The sequence below is a fragment of the Burkholderia sp. Leaf177 genome, from assembly GCF_001424345.1.
GTDB lineage: Bacteria > Pseudomonadota > Gammaproteobacteria > Burkholderiales > Burkholderiaceae > Caballeronia.
Genome location: NZ_LMPF01000001.1, coordinates 668052 through 683516, shown reverse-complemented (window position 1 = coordinate 683516; position 15465 = coordinate 668052). Strand labels below are relative to the sequence as shown.

General features: G+C 59.2%; 15 protein-coding genes. 4 read left to right on the top strand and 11 right to left on the bottom strand.

Annotated features, from left to right (window positions below):
• Positions 1-39: 39 nt before the first annotated feature.
• The 9 genes from ASG35_RS03050 to ASG35_RS03010 form a co-directional block, all read right to left on the bottom strand.
• Positions 40-516 carry a GNAT family N-acetyltransferase gene (locus ASG35_RS03050; protein ID WP_162244384.1) on the bottom strand — a complete coding sequence of 159 codons (477 nt, stop codon included), beginning with the start codon at positions 514-516 and terminating at the stop codon, positions 40-42.
• A 13-nt stretch (positions 517-529) separates the two neighbouring features.
• Positions 530-1234: a hypothetical protein gene (locus tag ASG35_RS03045; RefSeq protein ID WP_056352569.1), complete on the bottom strand. Its 705-nt coding sequence runs from the start codon at positions 1232-1234 to the stop codon at positions 530-532.
• Position 1235: 1 nt separating this feature from the next.
• Positions 1236-2060: a hypothetical protein gene (locus ASG35_RS03040; protein WP_056352567.1), complete on the bottom strand. Its 825-nt coding sequence runs from the start codon at positions 2058-2060 to the stop codon at positions 1236-1238.
• A 96-nt stretch (positions 2061-2156) separates the two neighbouring features.
• The gene (locus ASG35_RS32050) at positions 2157-2420 is read right to left on the bottom strand and encodes a hypothetical protein (RefSeq protein WP_056352566.1); all 264 of its coding nucleotides are present in this window, start codon (positions 2418-2420) and stop codon (positions 2157-2159) included.
• A 514-nt stretch (positions 2421-2934) separates the two neighbouring features.
• Complete coding sequence (locus tag ASG35_RS03030; RefSeq protein ID WP_156392964.1) at positions 2935-5424, bottom strand: primase-helicase family protein; 2490 nt, start codon at positions 5422-5424, stop codon at positions 2935-2937.
• Positions 5425-5481: 57 nt separating this feature from the next.
• Positions 5482-5877, bottom strand: a complete 396-nt coding sequence (locus ASG35_RS03025) for a hypothetical protein (protein WP_056352562.1) — start codon at positions 5875-5877, stop codon at positions 5482-5484.
• Complete coding sequence (locus ASG35_RS03020; RefSeq protein WP_056352560.1) at positions 5877-6266, bottom strand: hypothetical protein; 390 nt, start codon at positions 6264-6266, stop codon at positions 5877-5879. The genes ASG35_RS03025 and ASG35_RS03020 overlap by 1 nt, the downstream gene beginning before the upstream one ends.
• Positions 6263-6538, bottom strand: a complete 276-nt coding sequence (locus tag ASG35_RS03015) for a helix-turn-helix transcriptional regulator (protein WP_056352558.1) — start codon at positions 6536-6538, stop codon at positions 6263-6265. The genes ASG35_RS03020 and ASG35_RS03015 overlap by 4 nt, the downstream gene beginning before the upstream one ends.
• Positions 6539-6721: 183 nt before the next feature.
• Positions 6722-7990, bottom strand: a complete 1269-nt coding sequence (locus tag ASG35_RS03010; protein ID WP_082508196.1) for a tyrosine-type recombinase/integrase — start codon at positions 7988-7990, stop codon at positions 6722-6724.
• A gap of 167 nt (positions 7991-8157) precedes the next feature.
• Here ASG35_RS03010 and mutS point away from each other — a divergent pair, with 167 nt between their 5' ends.
• Both mutS and ASG35_RS03000 read left to right on the top strand, forming a co-directional pair.
• The gene (gene mutS, locus ASG35_RS03005; RefSeq protein WP_056352554.1) at positions 8158-10809 is read left to right on the top strand and encodes a DNA mismatch repair protein MutS; all 2652 of its coding nucleotides are present in this window, start codon (positions 8158-8160) and stop codon (positions 10807-10809) included.
• Positions 10810-10915: 106 nt separating this feature from the next.
• Entirely contained in the window at positions 10916-12130 is a 1215-nt protein-coding gene (locus ASG35_RS03000; RefSeq protein ID WP_235527425.1) for a hypothetical protein, read from the top strand.
• Between the two features lie 80 nt (positions 12131-12210).
• Here ASG35_RS03000 and ASG35_RS02995 read toward each other — a convergent pair whose 3' ends face one another.
• The gene (locus ASG35_RS02995) at positions 12211-12750 is read right to left on the bottom strand and encodes an FKBP-type peptidyl-prolyl cis-trans isomerase (RefSeq protein WP_056352551.1); all 540 of its coding nucleotides are present in this window, start codon (positions 12748-12750) and stop codon (positions 12211-12213) included.
• Positions 12751-12783: 33 nt separating this feature from the next.
• Here ASG35_RS02995 and ASG35_RS02990 point away from each other — a divergent pair, with 33 nt between their 5' ends.
• Together ASG35_RS02990 and ASG35_RS30650 are read left to right on the top strand one after the other, a co-directional pair.
• Positions 12784-14004 carry a cupin domain-containing protein gene (locus ASG35_RS02990; RefSeq protein WP_056352549.1) on the top strand — a complete coding sequence of 407 codons (1221 nt, stop codon included), beginning with the start codon at positions 12784-12786 and terminating at the stop codon, positions 14002-14004.
• Positions 14005-14247: 243 nt separating this feature from the next.
• Positions 14248-14511, top strand: coding sequence for a hypothetical protein (locus ASG35_RS30650; protein ID WP_075360448.1), 264 nt, complete (start codon positions 14248-14250; stop codon positions 14509-14511).
• Between the two features lie 175 nt (positions 14512-14686).
• On the opposite strand, the gene ASG35_RS02985 is transcribed toward ASG35_RS30650, so the two are convergent.
• Entirely contained in the window at positions 14687-15460 is a 774-nt protein-coding gene (locus ASG35_RS02985; RefSeq protein WP_056352547.1) for an MBL fold metallo-hydrolase, read from the bottom strand.
• Positions 15461-15465 lie beyond the last annotated feature (5 nt).

Here is a 15465-nt window from a genome sequence, read left to right as displayed (position 1 = left end):
GCGCCGGGCACGTGAGCATGGACGGCAGCGCGATCGAGTTCATTGTGCGAAGCCCTTGAAGTACATGCGATTTGTTGCGCGGTATCCGCTGCGCGGCAGGATCACGTCAAGTCGGCTTTCGCATGGCGCGCTGATCATCAATCCCGCGGCGCCGTTCTCGCTTGCGATGCGTTCAGCCGCTTCTCGAAGTCGTGTGCCGGCGCTACCGTTGCGCGCATTAGCGGCCACGAAGAACGAGATCAGACAGCCAATGCGCTTCGAGAAATGCGGCAACGTGGATAGCGTCACCACACCGAAGCCCACAAGTTCATCGCGGTAGGCACCAACGTTCCATACGCCCAGGAAGTGCGCCACGCCTGCGGCTTCCATCGCTCGATACGCGTCGATGTCCACCTTCGGCTCCCCGAATTCAGGCATGCGTCCCGACTCCGCGGCGTACTCGGCACATAGCGCATCGAAGTTCGACGCGTTGGCGAGTTCGTCAGCCGAGCATTCACGGATCACGATTGCGGACATGGTCATTGCCTCACTAACCGCCGCGCGCTTTTTGCGAACGCGCGAGCTGGCAGAGTTTGAGAACGGTCTGCGGATCGTTGCCTAGGCGCGAGACCTCAAGCACGCGAGCAAATCGGGGATCACGCGTGACCATTTCCACAGCGGACGCCAGGGCTGCTTTTGCATCCGCGCCGTAGTGCTCGGTCAGCATCTGGATCGCGGAATTTGCGTTTTTGGCATCGCGCTCAGGAGTCATCGGTTCAGCAGTGAAGCGGCCCACGGCGTCGACGATCTCCTGTGCATCCTGCGCACTCGCGCCAATGTCGGCGAACACCTCGCGGTACTCCGCGGCGACCGCTGTTTTAATGGCCGGGTCAATCGTTACGTCTTTCATCGCTGCTTCGAGCTGCACGCTGGCAAACGTGCCTTGTGGGCTGAACATGCGGCGTTCCGACGTGTCGCGCAGCTTCGCGACTTCGGCCGGCACGTTGGGGTATTTCTCCGCGAGTGCCTTGTCGGCGTCGCTGGTTGCCTGCTTAGCGCGTGCTGCACGTTCGATGTCTTCCGCTTGCCGGCGCAACGCGCGCGGGTCTGCGGGTTTCGCTTCGACAGGCTCGGATGCGGGTTTGGTCTTCGCTGCAACCTGCGCCGGTTCAGCGGGCGCAGTGGCCGGCGTGCCGTACAGGCGGTCAGCGATCGCGTTCAGGTCGGGGCCGCTTGATTGGATTTCGTCGCTCATATCAGCCTCCCGAAGGCATCAAACGTGCGCCGATCGCGGGCACGGCAGGCGCGCCCCATTCGACAGCGGGAATCACGCCGGCATTGGGGTCGTCGGGCGACACGATCGTTGGCTCGAATTCGATAACGGGATCAGGCGCAATGACGCCGACCAGCTTGTGCACGTCCGTCAAGGCATCGTCAATTGCCTGCGTCGACTGCTTCACGGCTGCGACAAGTCCGTCGCGATTGCCGTGTGCCAGGTGCTGGTGATTCTGATACGTGAGCATGCCGTCCAGACTTAAACCAACCTCGCCGAAGCCCGAATCGTGTAACGCCATAACGAACGCAGCGCGCAGCGGATCGGTGACCGCGCGTGGCGCAATAGCTGCGCGCTGACCGAAGACAACCATTGCCTGGTGATCTTTTGGAGCAGCGCCGGCCGTGGCCTGATAGATCGCGACAAGCGCGGCGTCATTAGCCGTTTCAAAGTCTCTCAGCGCGACGGCCATGTTGTCGATGGCCGCCTGCAGCGCCTTCGCCTGCTTGACCCGTGCAGACGAAAGTGCAATTGCCTTTTCTCGCGCTGCGATCCACCCTGCTTTCTTCGCGTTGACTTCGTCCATGTGATCGAGTCGCTCGGCTTCGGTTAATGCAGACTGAAGCTGGTCGAGACGGGCACTGTGCGACCTTACGGCGGCAGCAGCGGCGTCCAATGCTTTATGCGCCAAGTCGTTGGTGGGATCGCGACTGACGGCCTGCACTGCAGTGCTTCGGGCATTGATCGCAAGCTGATGCTCGTGTTCCGTCTCAGCGATCGCGGATTTGAGGACTAAAGCTCTGCGCACGTTGCGCTCCTTGAATTTGATGATCCAAGGTTACGCAGGCAGAAAGTGAAAGTCGCGCGGGTAACATTTTGCGTCAACGTAATCTATTCGTAATCCTCAACGGCACCGGTGCGCCGGTCGGAAGGTAGCGACGCCGCCTTCAAAATGCACGTGGTTGCGCAACGCCGCGGCGTGCTTTGGGCTGTACTGTCCGAGTGCGTCGGCTTCCCGATAGATGCGCATCATTGCAGCCTTTTGCGACACGCCCAAGATGCTCACCACGGGCACCGGCGCTCCGATTGATGTCCATAGCAGCCAAAGCATCAAACGTCCGGCTGTACACGGCAATACAAGCCCATCGCCAAAATCAAGTTCGCCCATGGTGTAGCCCTCGGTATAGGTTTCGCAACTTAATCGCCGACTGCGCATTCGGTGGCGGGTCAAACCCCGCTGACAGATCAGTCTCGTCGACGGGCATTGCGTTTTGTCTGTGCTGCTTTGCGGCTTCGTGTGCGCTTGCGTGCATGCGAGGCCGAAGTAATGCGCTTTATGTATCGAAGACTATCCGCCATCCGGAAACAGGAGTTGCGCAAAAACAACCGCGTTCGCGTTGTTCCTGTTTTCAGGTGGCATTTGCCGCCCACAGTCGCCGCAGCGTTTTACAGCACTGTTGGCCCTATTGTTGGCGCCGAAACCCTTACCCCTACTTCTTTCCAACTATCCCCACTATTCCAACAATAAAATAGAGTTAGTAGAGAACAGTCAATCGTTGCGGTAACGGAAAACCATAGGGATATAAAAAGCTTTAGGGATTTGAAACCCTATGTTGGCGTGTTGGATTGGTGGAAGCCTTAACCAGTAAGGCCCCCTCCCAACACTCCAACAATGCACTTCTTCACAGCAAGTCCAAACCCTGCTCAATGTCCCTTTTGGTAAATTTTTGCAGGTAGGTTTCCGCCGTGAAATCGCCTTCGAACAACGTATCGTCATGCTCGGCATCGTCATCGAGGAACGTCACTTTTCGGCTGCGCTCGAAGGCGGACTTCGATTCTGCCCAAGGTGTTACTTTCCAGTACCGCAGATCGTCGCTTGACTGCACCGTGCCCCATCCGAACGTTTCTTTGACCCGCAGACCAAACACTCTGTTGTCGCAGGGGTGAGTAACGCCGCGCCTGCGCGCCGACTCGACGAATTGTTCGTAGAGCTTTCCCTTTTGGATGCGCATCTCGCCAGTCCACGCCTCGCCGACCAGCTCGTGGGCTTCAATGGCGTCGTACATAAACTGGAAATGCGGCTCAAGCGTCGCCGAGCGCTGCGCCCTCAGCCCTTTGGTTTCCGGGACGGCCCGAATCTGCCACCCGCGAAGATCGATAGCGAGCAAGTGAGCCAACAGCGCCTTAAGACCGGTGGGCTCGACGCCCGCTGTGATGCGCTTGAGGCCGGCTCGGCCGTACATCTGCGCGTCGATCGCAGCGAAATACGCATAATCAAGGCGGTGCGCTTCTCCGCATTCGAGCGCGAACAAGCGCCGCTCGTCTTGCGTCGCAGGGAAAAGCCACTCGGCGTTACCTACGAAAATGAACCGTGAATAGTTATCGATCATGGCGATGTCGACGCCCTTCCGTTCGAGCGCGATCTTTTCGGAAGTGATCATGTGCTTGAGCGCACCTTCCGCTTTTTTGTCACCCGCCCAAAACGATTCTTCACCAGTGATAAGCAGCGCAGTGCTGTGATGGGCGTTGAATCGTCCTGTCAGTTGGTCGGCGTTCGATACCGTCACGGCGTGTGTGCCAAGTAACGCCGCGATCGTATCAGCAAGCTTCGACTTGCCGGTGCCTTTCTTGCCACTGATCGAAATCGCAACGCCTGGCTTCGCGCCCGGATTCTGCACAAGATCTGCGAGCCAACATGTCAAGTACGCAAACTGCGCGGCGTCGCCTTGGCAGATGTTTTCGAGCAAGTGAGCAAAGAATAACGAGCAGTCGCCCGCGGCGGGCTCAACAGCGAATCCGCGAAACAGGTTGTAATAGCCTGCTCGTCCGCCGCCTGGCGCGAACTCGACGCCGTCGAATGTACGCCGCAAAGGTGACTTGACCCATGCAGGGGCCGCGGCGGCGGTCTTAGTGACGATCTCGCCCGTTTGCCCGTCCGTCGCCTCGTACTCGTATTTCAGCGCGGCGTGAAACGTCTCGAAGGAAGTCTTATTCAAGAAATCCGGCAGATCGTTATCGTTCTCCCGGATCACTACGCACGTGCCGCCCACCAGCGTGACGGCGTGCCGCTCGTTGATCGCGGACATTACGTCCTCGTAACTACCAACTTCGGGCATCGGCTCGGCGATCGAACCTTCGAATGATTTGCGAACTGCGCGATCCAGGTCTTTCGCGGCATCACCACCTGGCCATGCAATGGGCAATGTAAGAATCTCTGAATCAGTGAAACGTGCAGCCTTCAAGATGCCGACTATCGATTGCAACCTTCCAGAACCAGACGGATCGTTGAGTCCTGTCCCGTCGCCGGCCAAACGCGCCGAGAGCTTGGCGTGCGACGTCTTGAGTTTTTCGAAGGCTTCCAACACGGCATCCGCCGATCGCGAAACGCGTTGTTTCTTCGGAATAGTGGTCGTCGCCGCGGCCTTCGCTGTGACCGCCTCGACTTTCGGCGCAAGCGCCTCGATCTCGGCAAGCGTGTAGCTTTTCTCGGACTGGCTGAGAACGCGCACCACTCGTGCGACATCGGGATAGCCCTTTTCCGCGATCTTACTGGCGGGCTGCCACATAACCGAGCCCGGCAGTTTCATGATGCGGTCAATGTTAAAAACCGAATCGCTGCCCGCGCACAGCCGCTTGTTGATCGCCTCGTGCGGGCCGTTAGCATCCTTCTTCCAATCCTGCTCCGAAAACTCGGTCGGCACGGCGAGCCGGTAGAACGCTTGAACGCCGTTGCCGCTGTCGACTACGAAGCTCGCAACGGCGGCCAATGTCGTCGCGTGGGCGAGCAGTCGGGCGCGCTCGTCGTCATATGCAGCGCCCGCGCGAGGGTCGAAGTCTTGCTGCACGAACAGCCCCCGCGCAATGTCGACTTTCTTGGCTTTTTTCGTGGGATTCGACGATGGCTTAAGTTCGTTCACCGTCCAATACATGTTGAACTGCGACATGTTGTATTCGGCCGCCCACTCTGCTGCCGCGTCGAACCCTCCCGGCAGTGCGAATGACATCGCGGGAATCTGGATCGACCCGCCATTCTTCGGGATCGCCAAGATCTGGATCGAACCATCGTTCGGCCGCGCGAGCTTTACGAATCGTTCAAATTCCTCAATATCAAACGCTATGTTATTGATAGCACTACTAAAATATTTCTTGTCAGGCTGAGCCAAACTAGTCATAATGAATCACCTTTTGCTTCAAAACGTTTGTCTTAGCGCACCTTCGGGTGCGCTTTTTTATTCGCCACTGAAGAACCGCTTCTTGGCCGCCAACAGCTGTGCGCGTTCTTCTGCTGTCTGCAGCCGGCCGTCGCTATAGGTAATCACCCCGTTTGGGCGCTCGATGCAGTAGTACTGGCTGATCTCGCCGGTGTCGCCGTAGGGCAGGCTCTCGAAATACCACTCCACCCGGCCGGTCGCGATCTCTGTTTTCTTGAGCCGTTGCACTTGTATGCCGAGCAGTGAATCGCAGACAAGGTGCGGGACCGGATCGACGAGCAACGTCCTCGGCTCTGAAGGGTCAACCTCGATCCAGACAATCGCGCCTGCTGGCGCCATTTGAAACTCTGGCGGCCCGTCGTCGACGATGTCGAATACAACATGCGGGCCGCCAGCGACCGTTTTATCGTCCATTAGAAAAGCTTCCCTGTCGGTGAGATGTATTTGTCGAGTGACGTCACAAGTACGACCAGCGGCTTGATTTCGTCGATCAGTGGCAGCAGAACCGGCGCAGCGTCATCGATGGTCATGTCTCTTGAAGTGGGCACACGCGGCAGTGTCCCGTCGACAACCTTTATGATTCGTGCGATTTCACCTTGAGCGCGCCCGTGTATCTCTACTGCCGTGAAGTCGGCAACCAAAACGATCCCTTCGATTGCTTTTTGCGCGAGGCAAAGCAGCCAACGCGGTTGCGCGAGTCCGTCTTCGGTTGTGCCACATCGATCGAGCAGCGCCTGCTCAAGTTGTTTGTGCGCTTGAATGAGCCTTGCAACCGCGGCAGCGACAGGAGCGGAATAGGTCATGCAGCTCCCGAAGAACGTACGGCCGCTGCGTGCCAGTCGGGTGCCGCCAGACCATTGAGGTTGTGTCTCGGTAACGAATCAATGTACGCGCGGATCTCGCTGATCTTCCACGCGTTTGAAAACGCGTTTAGCTTTAGCGGACGGGGGAATGCCGGATCGCGACGAAGCTGGTCGTAGATCCAATTGCGCGAGCAGTTGCCGAGTAGAACCCGCAGCTCGGCCATGTTTATCAATTCCGGCTCGATTGGAGCGCGGGTCACGGAGGTTTTCATTGAGCGTGTCCTTGTGTGTTAGAACGTGCTCAATGATCGTGGGGTCGGCTTGCGGTATGTGTACGCTTTGTTGCTGTTCAGCTACGAGTGATTCTGATGAAGTGGGCAACAACCGCAGCCCACGCCAGCCCCAAGGACGTAGCGAAGAACACCCCGATACAAGTTGCGGTGACCGGCGCCATGCTATGCCGCCATTGCGGCGTCGATCGAGGTAACGTTCGGCGTCGACAGCGCAGTGAGATGGTCTGCCCACTTTTGCAACCACGTGCGCGCTTCCTCGTCGTACCGATGCGTGTCGTAGATGGCGGCGATCGAGTTGTCGACGTGGTTCAAACACCGGTCCTGCACGACGCGCGGACAGCCCAGGCGTGCAAGCCCCGTAGCGGCGCTGCGGCGCAGGTCGTGCGTTGTCCAACCGGTTGACAACGGGTCAGCCGCCGGCGCGCCGTCTGACGCCTGCCGCGCGGCGTACTGCGCCAAGCCCACCGCTTTCTGATTGATGTGCTGATCTTTCCGTTTGCCGCTTGGGAACACGAAAACGGGATCGAGCTCGCGGCGGTACTTGAGCACCTCAAGCGCCTGACGCGACAGCATCACGAGATGCGGCGTGCCGTTCTTAGTGTCGTGTTGCTGCCACGTGCCGCGCTCGAAGTCGATGTCGGACCAGCGCGCCGCTACGATCTCGCCGCTTCGCGAGGCAGTCAGCAGGGACAACAGCAGCACTTTGCGCACCGACCGGCTGTATGGGCTATGCGGTAGCCACCGCAGTAGCGTCGCCAGCTCGCTATCCCCGAGCGCGCGCTTCCGGCGAACTTGCGACGCGCCTTTAATGCCTATCGTCGGGGAAATATGGTCGTCGGGAAGGCGCCCTTGTTCGAGTCCATGGGCATAAGCGCACCGGATACGGCTTAACAGATAAGTCGCGACCCGCGGCGCGCGCGCCATCGTCGGCCGGATCACCTCGTCCTGCAACTCGCGGCGCGTAACAGCAGCAGCCGGACGCGCGCCGAGCTTTGGCACGAGTTCACGCTGTAGAAGCCGTACGCCCTCCGCGCCCTTCTTTTGCTTCTCTAGATTTTCAACAATGTAATCGTTGACCAGATCCTCAACGGTGTAGCTAGTGGCGCGCTTGGCTTCGCGGGCCTTCGCGGCGTCGGCCCTGGCCTGCCGCTTTACGAGCTGAGGATCTATCCCCTGTTCACGATCGAGCTTTCGCTTGGCAAGCGCCGCACGGGCTGCGGCAAGGGTCATCGCGCCGAACTCCCCGAGCTTGATTTGCCGCAGGGCACCGTCCGGTGCGCGGTAGCGGTAGAAGAAAACTTTCGCCGACGAATTGCACCGGACTCGCAAACCTGGGTTGTCAGGGTCGCTCAGTTCGACGCCCGGCGCCATAGCGGCGATAATCGCCGGTGTAAGTGTTTTGGGTCTATCGCCCGCGGGTGTAGGTTTCATTATCGTTCTCGCTACGGAATAGCTCAACGATACCTACACCTACACCGAAAATCCAGCTATAAACGAACACGTTTGATGTAAAACGAACACGGTCTGAGAGCAATAAATTGTCCGAAACCAATGTTAGGCTTAGCCTTACACCCGATTCTGGCCCGCCAGCAAAGGCAATGACCGAAGCAGAGCTTTCGTCACATACACCGATGATGCAGCAGTACCTGCGAATCAAGGCGGAGCATCCGGGCACGCTCGTGTTCTATCGCATGGGCGACTTCTACGAGCTTTTCTTCGACGATGCAGTCAAGGCATCCCGCCTTCTCGACCTGACCCTGACACAACGCGGCGCATCGGGTGGCAACCCAATCAAGATGGCGGGCATTCCCCACCATTCGTGCGAGCAATATCTCGCCAAGCTCGTGAAGCTCGGCGAGTCGGTTGCCATCTGCGAACAGATTGGTGACCCGGCAACATCGAAGGGACCGGTCGAGCGCAAGGTCGTGCGCGTGGTCACGCCCGGTACGCTCACCGACGCCGCCCTTCTCTCCGACAAAAACGACGTCTTCCTGTTGGCGTTGTGTCCCGCGCACAACCGTCGCGGCGTTGTAACGAGCGTCGGACTTGCGTGGCTCAACCTTGCAAGCGGCGCGTTGCGCCTCGCGGAAGTCGCGCCCGATCAACTGGGCGCGGCGCTCGAAAGAATCCGGCCGGCTGAAACCCTGACGGCCGATTCGTTCTCGGATACGAACGCGCCGTTCCAGGTGCCGAACATCGGCGCGACCACGCGCGTTCCTGCATGGCATTTCGATATCGATTCCGGTACGCAGCGCTTATGCGAACAACTCGACGTCGCGGGTCTCGACGGCTTTGGCGCCCACTCGCTGACGTGCGCATGCGGCGCAGCTGGTGCGCTGCTCCTTTATGCCGCTGCAACCCAAGGTCAGCAACTGCGGCACGTGCGCAGCCTGAAGGTGGAGTACGAGTCGGAATACATCGGACTCGATCCCGCCACGCGACGCAATCTTGAACTGACCGAAACGCTGCGCGGAACGGAATCGCCGACGCTTTGTTCGTTGCTGGACACGTGCTGCACGACCATGGGCAGCCGGTTGCTGCGTCACTGGCTGCATCATCCGCCGCGCGATTCGGCCATTGCTCAGGGACGTCAACGCGCGATCGGCGCCTTGCTCGACGCTCCTTCGGGCGCGAGTCTCGATGGTCTGCGCTCGGCGCTGCGCCAGATTTCGGATATCGAACGAATCACGGGGAGACTCGCGCTGCTTTCAGCGCGGCCGCGTGATCTTTCGAGCCTGCGCGATACCTTCGCCGCCTTACCGCAACTGCGCGAACGGCTGGCTCCGGTCAAGGTGCACGCCGCATGGCTCGATCGAATCGATAGCGCGCTCGAGCCGCCGCCGGAATGTCTCGACTTGCTGACCCGCGCGATCGCCAAAGAACCCGCTGTACTGATTCGCGACGGCGGCGTGATCGCGCGCGGGTACGACGCAGATCTCGACGAGCTGCGCGACATCTCGGAGAACTGCGACCAGTTCCTGATCGACCTGGAAACGCGTGAGCGCGCACGCACGGGAATCGCGAACTTGCGGGTCGAATACAACAAGGTGCACGGGTTTTATATTGAAGTCACGCGTGGTCAGACGGACAAGGTTCCGGACGATTACCGGCGCCGTCAGACGCTCAAGAACGCCGAGCGCTACATCACGCCGGAATTGAAGACGTTCGAAGACAAGGCGTTGTCCGCGCAGGATCGGGCGCTTGCCCGCGAACGCATGCTTTATGACGCGCTGCTGCAGACCTTGCTGCCGCATATCGGCGATTGCCAGCGTGTCGCGGCGGCGCTCGCCGAGCTGGATCTGCTGAGCGCATTCGCCGAACGCGCACTTGCGCTCGACTGGGTTGCACCGAGTTTTGCGAACGACTCGGGAATCGATATCGAGCAAGGGCGGCATCCTGTTGTCGAAGCGCAAGTCGAACAATTTATCGCTAACGATTGTTGCCTGAACACCGATCGCAAGCTGCTGCTGATCACCGGCCCGAACATGGGCGGTAAGTCGACGTTCATGCGCCAGACCGCGTTAATCGCGCTCCTTGCCTACGTGGGCAGCTATGTACCCGCCAAGCGCGCGAGTTTTGGTCCTATCGACCGGATTTTCACGCGCATTGGTGCCGCCGATGACCTAGCGGGCGGGCGCTCGACCTTCATGGTCGAGATGACCGAAGCCGCTGCCATTCTCAACGACGCAACACCGTCGAGCCTGGTGCTGATGGACGAGATCGGCCGGGGCACATCCACCTTCGATGGCCTCGCGCTCGCTTGGGCAATCGCACGGCATCTGCTCTCGCACAACGGCTGCCATACGTTGTTTGCCACGCATTATTTCGAGCTGACCCAGTTGCCGGCCGAGTTCGCGCACGCCGCGAACGTGCATTTGTCGGCGGTCGAGCACGATCACGGCATCGTGTTCTTGCATTCGGTCAACGAAGGTCCGGCGAATCAAAGCTACGGCTTGCAAGTAGCGCAACTCGCCGGTGTTCCGCCCGCGGTGATCAAGGCGGCCAGAAAACATCTGGCGCATCTGGAGCAGCAGTCCATCGGTCAGGCCTCGCCGCAATTCGACCTGTTCGCGCCGCCGCATATTGACAATCTGAACGAGATCGAAGCGCGCGACGAGCCAGCCGCGCCCCATCCGGCGCTGGACCGCCTCCGCGCAATCGATCCGAACGACGTACGTCCACGCGACGCACTCGATCTGCTCTACGAACTACATGAGCTGGCGTCGCACGCTCCGGATGCGTCTCACTAGCTGCGGGTTTCCCGCTCAGAGGCTTCGCGCGCGATGCGTGTCGCGCGCATTTGCCGTTGCCTGCATCGTCATTACAATGCAGACCGCGCACGCTGAAACAGCGCCGATGAGCTTCGCGATTGCATCGAACGTCGTGAATAAACCAGCCGACGAAACCGCGTTGCAACAAATGCTCGATGCCATTGGACGGGATCGCAATACGTCGTTCATTGTCTACGACGGCAATCTCAAAAGCGAAGCAGAGCCGTGCCGCGACACGCTCTACAACACGCGCCAGCAAATCTTCGACAGTTCGCGCAAACCTGTGGTCCTGCTTCCTGGCGGTAACGACTGGGCGTCGTGCAATATGTCGCAAGCCGGTGGTTACGATCCGGTCGAACGCCTCGACTTTATTCGCCAGCTATTCTTCGGCGACTCGAATTCGCTCGGTCAGACGCCGATCAGCATGATTCGCGAAAGCGATGTCGCGCGCTTTCGACCGTTCCGTGAAAACGTTCGATGGCAGGCGAACGGCATTGCGTTCATCGGCCTGAACGCGCCCGCGCCAAACAACCACTACTCGACTGCCGGCGGGCGCAACGGCGAATTCGAGGATCGCTCGGTCGCCAACGCGTTCTGGCTCGAACACGCAGTGGAAAACGCCCGCCGTAGCGACTTGCGCGCGGTCGTCGTGATCCTCCAGGGCGATCCGGATTTCGCGCGTTACGAACGGCGCGATCGTTTCGCATGGCTGCGCTTCTCGCGCGGCGACGCATCGCGCGATGGCTTTCTCGAACTGAAACGCAGCCTGGTGAAAGCCGCGGAATCATTTCGTGGTCCGATGATTGTGATCCACAACTCGGACACGCCCATTGCCAAGGGGTTTCGTATCGATCAACCCTTGCGCAATGACAAGGGCGCCGTTGTGGGGAATCTGACGCGCATCGCAATCGGATTGAAGAATCCGCAATCGCAGTGGCTCGAAGTCGAGTCCGACCTGAACTGGCGGCCGCCCTTTCGTGTTCGTGTACGGGACGTAACCATTCGGCCGAATAGCCAAGCTCAAGGATCTGCACAGGGATCGGCACCCGCCGCGTCGTCCATGCCAAGCGTGGAGAACGGCGCACCCGGGCCGTCATCGTTTTCCCAGCAGATGCAACCGGTGCAGCAATATCCAGCACCGGCCTCTGCAAGTGACGGCGCAGCGTCCAATGCCGTGCCTCAAATGCCGCCGTTGATCAATTCAAATCCACCGCCAACTATGCCGCCGATCCTGGGCACGCCGTCGAATGTGCCAACGCCGGCAAGCGGTGCATCGACTCCAGCCAGTCCTGTGCAATGAAATAAAACAAAGGCGCAGCAACCTGCCTGCGCCTTGTTCCACTTCGCATCAATACTTGCATCGACGCTAACTACCGCGCCTCAATGCAAGGTCGGACCCGTGTCCTTGCCTGGCTCTTCCTCGTCTTCGTCGAGCACTTCCAGACCATCCAGCCCGTGTGCGTGCTGATGCTCTTTTTCGTCTTCGGTGGCTTCACGCACTTCCTGCACGTTCAACGCGAAACGCAGCGCCATGCCGGCTAGCGGATGATTGCCGTCGAGCACGACCTTGTCTTCCGCGACGTCGGTTACGGTGTAGATCAGCGAATCGAGTTCGTCCTCGCCGTCTTCCGGCGTGCCCTCGAACTGCATGCCGACTTCGAGCGGCTCAGGAAAGCGGCCGCGCGCCTCCACCTTCACGAGATCGGGATCGTACTCGCCGAACGCGTCTTGCGGCTCCAGCTGCAATTGCGTCTGATAGCCGGCTTCCTGACCGTCGAGTGCTTCCTCGATCTTGGGGAACGTGCCATCATAGCCGCCGTGCAGATAGACCATCGGCTCGTCGCTTTCCTCGATCAGGTTGCCATGAGCGTCAGACAGCTTATAGGCGACTGATACGACGGTGTCTTTTGCGATTTTCATTGGATTCTCCAAGATACAAGCCTCAATTATACGATGCCAGCGCAGTCCCCTAACGTTCCCTCAACTCCTTTCGCGGTGCCGCTTCCCGACGAACCTGCAACCCTCCTCGGCGGCATCACGCCCGCGCAATTCATGCGCCGGTATTGGCAGAAAAAGCCGCTGCTGATCCGTCAGGCGATTCCCGGCATCCAGGCGCCATTATCGCGCGACGAGCTGTTCGAACTCGCCGACAGCGAAGACACCGAGTCGCGCCTGATCACACATTTTCGCCAATCCTGGGCCATGGAGCACGGGCCGTTTGCACCGGATGAATTGCCACCCGTGAAAAAGCGTGACTGGACATTGCTCGTGCAAGGCGTGAACCTGCACGACGATCGCGCCCGAGGGCTGCTGGACCGCTTCCGTTTCATTCCCGATGCACGTCTGGACGACCTGATGATCTCGTATGCAACGGACGGCGGCGGCGTTGGCGCGCATTTCGATTCCTACGATGTCTTCTTGTTGCAGGTGCACGGCAAGCGCCGCTGGCGCTTTGGCGCGCAGCGCGATCTCTCGCTAAAAGAGGGATTGCCGTTGAAAGTTTTACAGCACTTCGAAGCCGATGAGGAATGGGTGCTCGAGCCTGGCGACATGCTCTATTTGCCGCCGCATATTGCTCACGACGGCGTGGCCGAGGGCGAATGCATGACCTGTTCGATCGGCTTCCGGGCGCCGTCCGTGGCCGAATTGTCAGGGCAATTCCTATATCACCTGGCCGAGCGCATCGAAGATATAACGGGTGCTGGCGGCAAGAGTGAACAGCGTTATCGCGACCCTACGCAGCCCGCCGTCACTAACCCCGCGCAATTGCCTCCCCTTCTGCTGGAGCGAGTAGGCGCGATCCTTGCGAAGATTGAATGGAATGAGAAAGATGTTGCTGGTTTTATCGGGAGTTATTTGAGCGAACCAAAGGCGAATGTCGTATTTGATCCGCCGCAACGTCCTTTGAATGAAAAGCGGTTTATCGAGCGTGCAAAGCAGTCCGGTTTGAAGCTCGATAAAAAAACTGTACTGCTTTATGACAAGCACGCTTATTTTCTGAATGGCGAACGCGAATTAATGTCGCCGAAAGCCAGAAAATGGTTGCTTGAACTCGCCGACAAGCGATATCTGGAGGGGAAACGGTTTGTAACACTCTCTGGAGATTCGTCAATGACAGTGCTACTGCACGAGTGGTATTGTGCGGGCTGGATTCAAGTCGACGCGAACGCCTAGCGTTGTTTGGTCTTGTAGTTCGCCGGGTTGTTATCGCAGGCTGATGAAATGTATGAGAAAGACAACGTATTGTCCCTGCGTTTATCGACGGTCAGTACGAAAGTGCATATAATTTCCGCCCAAGCCGTAGGAAGTCTCACAACCATACATAATGTGAGTCCACAACGGCCCGGGTCGGTGTTGGAGCACACATTACCGGTACTTTGCGCTGTTGCTTACCTTTAACCATAAAAGGACGTGATCATGAAGAAATCTCTCCTCGTAGCATCCCTGTTGGCTGCTGTTGCTCTTGCTGCATGCAACAAGTCTAGCGATACGGCTGCTCCGGGCGCTGCTAGCGATACGTCGGCTGCTTCGGCACCGGCAGCTGCTGCTTCGGACGCTGCGGCTTCCGCAACGGACGCAGCATCGAGCGCTACGGCTGCTGCAAGCGACGCAGCTTCGGCTGCTGCAACGGCATCGGACGCTGCTGCTCCGGCTGCTGCTGCTTCGGGCGCAAGCCAGTAAGCAATCAGTCAGAGGCCTAGTTTCCCGCTCTTGAGCATTATCTATACAGCAGGAAACGAAGCCTCCGCAGTAAGCCCACAAGGTTGAATTTGTAGGCTTACGAAAAAACCGGCCCTCGGGCCGGTTTTTTTACGTCTGCTGCATCTGGATTTTATCGTTCGGAATACGAGGTGTTTTAGAGGGACAACCAGTCGAAGCCGTCGGTTTGCGTTGCAACCATCACGTCGGTGGCTGTAGCGCCTAAAACGGCAGCCAGCGCCGCCTGGGCGAGCGCCGGCAGGTTGTTCTGCTGGCTCAGGTGCGCCGCGACCAGATGGCGCAATTTCGATCGGTCCAGCGACGCGAGGATGGCGGCCGCGGCATCGTTGTTCAGATGCCCGTGCATGCCGCCGATGCGCGCCTTCAACGACGCCGGATATCGGCTCGTGGCGAGCATCTCTACGTCATGGTTCGATTCGAGCACCAGCGCGTCGCAACCACTCAAGGTGCTGGTGATATGCGGCGTGGCGACACCCACATCCGTCAGGACGCCCAAGCGGCTTGCGCCGTCGGAAAACACGTACTGGAGGGGCTCGCGTGCGTCGTGGGGAACGGTATAAGGCAACACATGCAGATTACCTACAGCGACGCTCTCGTCGCCCCAAAGCACGTGTAAATCGACCGGCGCGTCGTCGGCGCCAACCGCGCGCGCCGTGCCCCAGCTCATGTGCAATGGAATGGACCATTTACGCGCCAGTGTCAGCGCGCCGCCGATGTGATCCGTATGCTCGTGCGTGATGAAAATGGCATCGAGCTGATCAGGGCGAACGTCGAGCCGCGCCAGGCGCCGCTCGACTTCCTTGGCCGAGAAACCGCAGTCCAGCAGCACACGCGTGGTGGTCGTGCCGCTCGTCGACTCGACCAGCAGTGCGTTGCCTTCACTGCCACTGCCGAGACTGGCAAAGCGCATTGGCG

Bases quoted from the DNA above. Each gene is read 5' to 3' on its own strand.
- ASG35_RS03015 (WP_056352558.1), bottom strand. From the start codon at position 6,538: ATGAAAACCTCCGTGACCCGCGCTCCAATCGAGCCGGAATTGATAAAC.
- ASG35_RS03010 (WP_082508196.1), bottom strand. From the start codon at position 7,990: ATGAAACCTACACCCGCGGGCGATAGACCCAAAACACTTACACCGGCG.
- ASG35_RS32050 (WP_056352566.1), bottom strand. From the start codon at position 2,420: ATGGGCGAACTTGATTTTGGCGATGGGCTTGTATTGCCGTGTACAGCC.
- ASG35_RS03045 (WP_056352569.1), bottom strand. From the start codon at position 1,234: ATGAGCGACGAAATCCAATCAAGCGGCCCCGACCTGAACGCGATCGCT.
- ASG35_RS03025 (WP_056352562.1), bottom strand. From the start codon at position 5,877: ATGGACGATAAAACGGTCGCTGGCGGCCCGCATGTTGTATTCGACATC.
- ASG35_RS03000 (WP_235527425.1), top strand. From the start codon at position 10,916: ATGAGCTTCGCGATTGCATCGAACGTCGTGAATAAACCAGCCGACGAA.
- ASG35_RS03020 (WP_056352560.1), bottom strand. From the start codon at position 6,266: ATGACCTATTCCGCTCCTGTCGCTGCCGCGGTTGCAAGGCTCATTCAA.
- ASG35_RS03030 (WP_156392964.1), bottom strand. From the start codon at position 5,424: ATGACTAGTTTGGCTCAGCCTGACAAGAAATATTTTAGTAGTGCTATC.
- ASG35_RS30650 (WP_075360448.1), top strand. From the start codon at position 14,248: ATGAAGAAATCTCTCCTCGTAGCATCCCTGTTGGCTGCTGTTGCTCTT.
- ASG35_RS02990 (WP_056352549.1), top strand. From the start codon at position 12,784: ATGCCAGCGCAGTCCCCTAACGTTCCCTCAACTCCTTTCGCGGTGCCG.
- mutS (WP_056352554.1), top strand. From the start codon at position 8,158: ATGACCGAAGCAGAGCTTTCGTCACATACACCGATGATGCAGCAGTAC.
- ASG35_RS02995 (WP_056352551.1), bottom strand. From the start codon at position 12,750: ATGAAAATCGCAAAAGACACCGTCGTATCAGTCGCCTATAAGCTGTCT.
- ASG35_RS02985 (WP_056352547.1), bottom strand. From the start codon at position 15,460: ATGCGCTTTGCCAGTCTCGGCAGTGGCAGTGAAGGCAACGCACTGCTG.
- ASG35_RS03050 (WP_162244384.1), bottom strand. From the start codon at position 516: ATGTCCGCAATCGTGATCCGTGAATGCTCGGCTGACGAACTCGCCAAC.